Genomic DNA, 4,205 nt, shown 5'->3' with positions numbered 1-4,205 from the left:
TCGGAAGCCGTTAATTTCCACGAACTCATTCCGTTTGGGCATATGTCCAAACTCTCGCAGGACAATCCCACCAATGGTATCGAACTCTTCGTCGCTGAAGCTGGATTCAAAGTGTTCGTTGAAGTCTTCTATGGGGGTCAGGGCTTTGACTATAAAAGTACGGGACTGTTCCTCAACCGGTTTGATGAAACTGTCTTCTTCCACATCGTGTTCGTCTTCTATGTCCCCAACTATTTGCTCGAGAACGTCTTCAATCGTCACCAGACCGGCTACACCACCAAACTCATCAATGACGATAGCCATGTGATTACGGTTGGTCCGGAACTCTTTCAGGAGCACATTGAGACGTTTGCTTTCAGGGATGAAAGTGGCAGGACGAAGGTGGTCCTTGATATTGAATTTGCCATTCTGAAGAATCAGCGGAAGCAGATCCTTGGCCAGCAGAATACCGATAATCTCGTCTTTGGTATCGCCGATGACGGGAAAGCGGGAGTGGGCTGATTCGATCACTTTCGGCAGGAAGTCCCGGGGCGCCTGATCTTCATCAACGCAGACCATCTGCGAGCGTGGGATCATGATCTCCCTGGCCTGCATATCGGCTACCTGAACAGCTCCCTCGATAATACTGAGAGCTTCATGGTCAATAATGCCCCTGAGTCCGGCATCATTGAGCAGAGTCAGCAACTCATTCCGGTTTTGAGGGTCCTGAGTGAACAGAGCCGCCAGTTTGTCTTTCCATGTCGGGGCGGGCGAGTCGCCCGGAGCAGTGTCGTCGTTCATTACCTTGTATTACCGTGAAGGCCTTCTCATGGCAACATCTTCATGATTCGGCCAGCCTCTCCTATGATGATGATCCGCTCTTTTCAGACTGGTACGGATCAGGAAAACCCAGGCTCTCGAGAATCGCTGTTTCCAGAGATTCCATCGCCCCGGCTTCGTCTTCTTTAATGTGGTCATAACCCAGCAGGTGCAGTGTGCCATGAACCATCATATGAGCCCAGTGTGCCTGAAGGGTTTTGTTCTGTTCCCTTGCTTCACGTTCAACGACGGGTGTGCAGATGACCAGATCGCCCAAAAGAGGCAGATTGAGTGCTTTCGGCAGGTCAGAGGGAAAAGACAGAACGTTGGTAGGCCCGTCTTTGTGACGCCATTGTCGGTTGAGTTCTGCACCTTCGTCGCTGTCAACAATTCGCAGGCTGATTTCGGCTTCTTTGCGATGATCACCGATAGCCGCCGCTGCCCATTTGTGCAGATCAGCTTCTGAGGGGAGCCTGGGGCTCTCGCTGGCTATTTGAATGTCGACAAGGACGTTCGCAGACATTACTGTACCCCTGCAACAGACTTGTTCTGATTCGCCTGATCAAAGCGATCATAAGCCTGCACAATTCTCTGGACAATCGGGTGACGAACAACGTCTTTAGCGCTAAACCAGGTGAAACCGATACCGTCCACACCTTTGAGAACATCGATGGCATGAGCCAGACCAGAGCGGGTACCTCTGGGCAGGTCGACCTGGGTAATGTCACCGGTAATCACGGCCGTCGAGCCAAAGCCGATACGGGTCAGGAACATTTTCATCTGTTCCGGCGTCGTGTTCTGGGCTTCATCAAGAATAATGTATGAGTTGTTAAGGGTGCGACCACGCATGTAAGCGAGGGGTGCAACTTCGATCACATTTTTCTCGATCAGCTTGTCTACTCGTTCAAAGCCGAGCATTTCATAGAGTGCATCGTAGAGAGGGCGAAGATAAGGATCGATCTTTTGAGACAGGTCACCCGGCAGGAAACCCAGCTTTTCGCCGGCTTCGACAGCAGGCCTGACCAACAGGATTCGACGTATTTCTTCGTCTTCCAGGGCCTGGACGGCGGCTGCAACAGCCAGATAGGTCTTGCCGGTGCCCGCCGGGCCAATACCGAAATTGATATCGTGAGTAAGGATGGAGCGAACATATTTCTGCTGGTTCTCACCCCTTGGGGTGACTGTACCCTTGCGGGTTCGCAGAGCGATCAGGTTGTCGGACCTGGGTTCGTGGATCCATTCAACCGCAGACTCTTGGAGGTAGAGGTGCACTGTCTCAGCCGTCAGGTGTCCCGTTTTTCCGGTCTCCCTGTAGAGACGCTTGAGAATCTCAGAAGCCGCCTGGGCATTTCGATCTTCACCCCTGACCGTGAACTGGTTGCCACGATAACGAATATCAACGCCAAGGCGCTGTTCTATTTGTTTCAGGTGCTGATTGAATTGTCCGCAGAGCTCTGCGAATCGACGTGGATCGTCCGGTTCTAGGAGAAACTGGCAGGTCCTACCTGCATTTTTTGTCGGTGTTGCCTGGATCTGGGTATTCAAGTCGAGAGTTCAGCTCTTACTGCGATTCATATAGGGTAAGCATATACTGCAGTCCGATTCTTGCCGCATTTTATTCGCCATGGTTGTTTATTCGCTATGGCTGTCTTTTGCAGGATACTCATAGCGGGCATAAAGCGTGAATCAGACTGCCGACAAGTCTGATTTTACCGAAGGTTTTGATAATGTCATCTGTTAATCACTTCATTCTGTCTGATCAGAGAATATGTTCCAGCCCATAAACCAGTTCAGTTTTGTCATGAATGTACTCACTGGCCATAAGAATGCCAGGCATATAGCTCGTGCGTTCAATGGAATCATGACGGATGGTCAGATATTGACCACTGTCGCCCAGGATCACTTCCTGAGACGCTACAAAGCCCGGCATACGTATAGCGTGAAGTTTTATTCCCTTGTAATCACCGCCTCGTGAGCCTTCAATGTTGGCAACCTGATCATGAGTTCCACTATTGAATTTCTCGCGCTCTTCGCTCATCAGTTCGGCTGTTTTTACGGCCGTGCCCGATGGAAAGTCCACTTTTTGCTGGTGGTGGTATTCAATGATCTCAGCGTATTCGTAATAACGAGCAGCCTGTTTGGCAAACTGCTGCATGAGTACGTTACCCACGATGAAATTAGGCGCAATAAAGCAGCCCTTGCCGGTTTCCCTGACCCAGCCACGAATAGTTTCCAGATCGTCAGGCGTAAAGCCGGTGGTGCCCACTACGGCAGAAGCACCAGAGAACAAGGTGTTCTTCACGGTTTCCATACGAATTTCCGGACGGGTGAAGTCAACCACAATATCGGCGGCGTTGTTTTTCACTTCCGCGGCCAGATCGTCGCCCAGATCGATAGTAGCGGCCAGTTCCAGACGGCTGTGTTTTTGAACAAACTCAACCACTGTTTGTCCCATTTTGCCCTTGGCTCCGTTCACAGCGACTCTCAAAACTGACATGGTATGCTCCGCAATATTGTCTGATGTCATGGGAATGCCGCCCGAGGGGCGTCAGGTGGCATGCAGGTGGAGTGAGGACACTGTAGCGGATCAGGTGAAACTGTCAATGGTCGACCGGATAGCCTGTAAGAAAAGAAAATAAGTTTCAACGCAATGTACTATTCTTTGAGCCTGTCAATGTCCCGGTTACTGATTAACCAGTAATGTTAAACAGTGGGTGGTGGATGTTTAATATGCCTCGCTATTCAAAGAAACGTAAATCTGCTGTTTTACAGAAGCTTCTATCCGCTTTGTAACGCCTGTACAACGGCACGAGAAAAGGGATCAAAAGATTCTTGAGCATCGGGACCGGGTTTACAGCATAGCTCGAGAAGCGAACCCTTCACGGTGGTCAGGGCAAACCAGTAACTGGCAACCTGCAGGAGCGGTAGCATTGAACCCGGAGAGAATTCCGGAGTCGGAGGCACGCTTGAAACAGGCGGCCTAAAATTCAGTTTGCGGGACAACTATCTTGAAAAACACCGACAGTCATAACATCATCAGTCCCAACCAAACAAGTGGCAATATTAATAATGCCAGAGGTACCAATAAAAGTTGCCCCAATAAGAGCAGAGCCAACAGCACCAATAAAAGCATAGGTAGCAATTTGAGATAATTTTCTGGTTACCCGTTCACGCAATGATCGAGGCATGTTCTCAAGAATATATGACGGCACTGCAGACCTACAACTAGGACAAGTCTCAGATTGGTCAAACCATTTAGCAATACATTTTCTTCCAAAAACATGAGATTCATGGCACGGAAGAATCACTTTTTTATTATCACATCGAAGATCTTCATTATCTTTTTCATTAAAAGAACCGAAACAGATTTGACATGCATCCGCAACACTCATTGTCATAAAATAAAC

General features: G+C 49.4%; 5 protein-coding genes. All 5 read right to left on the bottom strand.

What is annotated here, in order from left to right; genetic code table 11:
* Positions 1-780: HlyC/CorC family transporter (locus tag KDK16_RS13295; RefSeq protein ID WP_257276498.1), on the bottom strand; the 780-nt coding region annotated here is incomplete at its 3' end.
* 61 nt (positions 781-841) lie between these two features.
* The gene (ybeY, locus tag KDK16_RS13290; RefSeq protein ID WP_257276497.1) at positions 842-1,321 is read right to left on the bottom strand and encodes an rRNA maturation RNase YbeY; all 480 of its coding nucleotides are present in this window, start codon (positions 1,319-1,321) and stop codon (positions 842-844) included.
* Positions 1,321-2,343 (bottom strand): PhoH family protein, encoded by a 1,023-nt coding sequence (locus KDK16_RS13285; RefSeq protein ID WP_257276496.1) that lies wholly within the window; start codon positions 2,341-2,343, stop codon positions 1,321-1,323. The genes ybeY and KDK16_RS13285 overlap by 1 nt, the downstream gene beginning before the upstream one ends.
* 214 nt (positions 2,344-2,557) lie before the next feature.
* Entirely contained in the window at positions 2,558-3,325 is a 768-nt protein-coding gene (gene dapB / locus KDK16_RS13280) for a 4-hydroxy-tetrahydrodipicolinate reductase (protein WP_257276495.1), read from the bottom strand.
* A gap of 460 nt (positions 3,326-3,785) precedes the next feature.
* The coding region (locus tag KDK16_RS13270) for an RING finger domain-containing protein (RefSeq protein ID WP_257276494.1) at positions 3,786-4,205 on the bottom strand (420 nt) is incomplete at its 5' end.

The organism is Endozoicomonas sp. SESOKO4, from assembly GCF_024606275.1.
The sequence above is the reverse complement of the archived record's forward strand: the minus strand, read 5'-3'. Positions and strand labels throughout refer to the sequence as shown.

Coding starts and splice junctions, on each gene's coding strand:
- ybeY (WP_257276497.1), bottom strand. CDS start 1,321: ATGTCTGCGAACGTCCTTGTCGACATTCAAATAGCCAGCGAGAGCCCC.
- dapB (WP_257276495.1), bottom strand. CDS start 3,325: ATGACATCAGACAATATTGCGGAGCATACCATGTCAGTTTTGAGAGTC.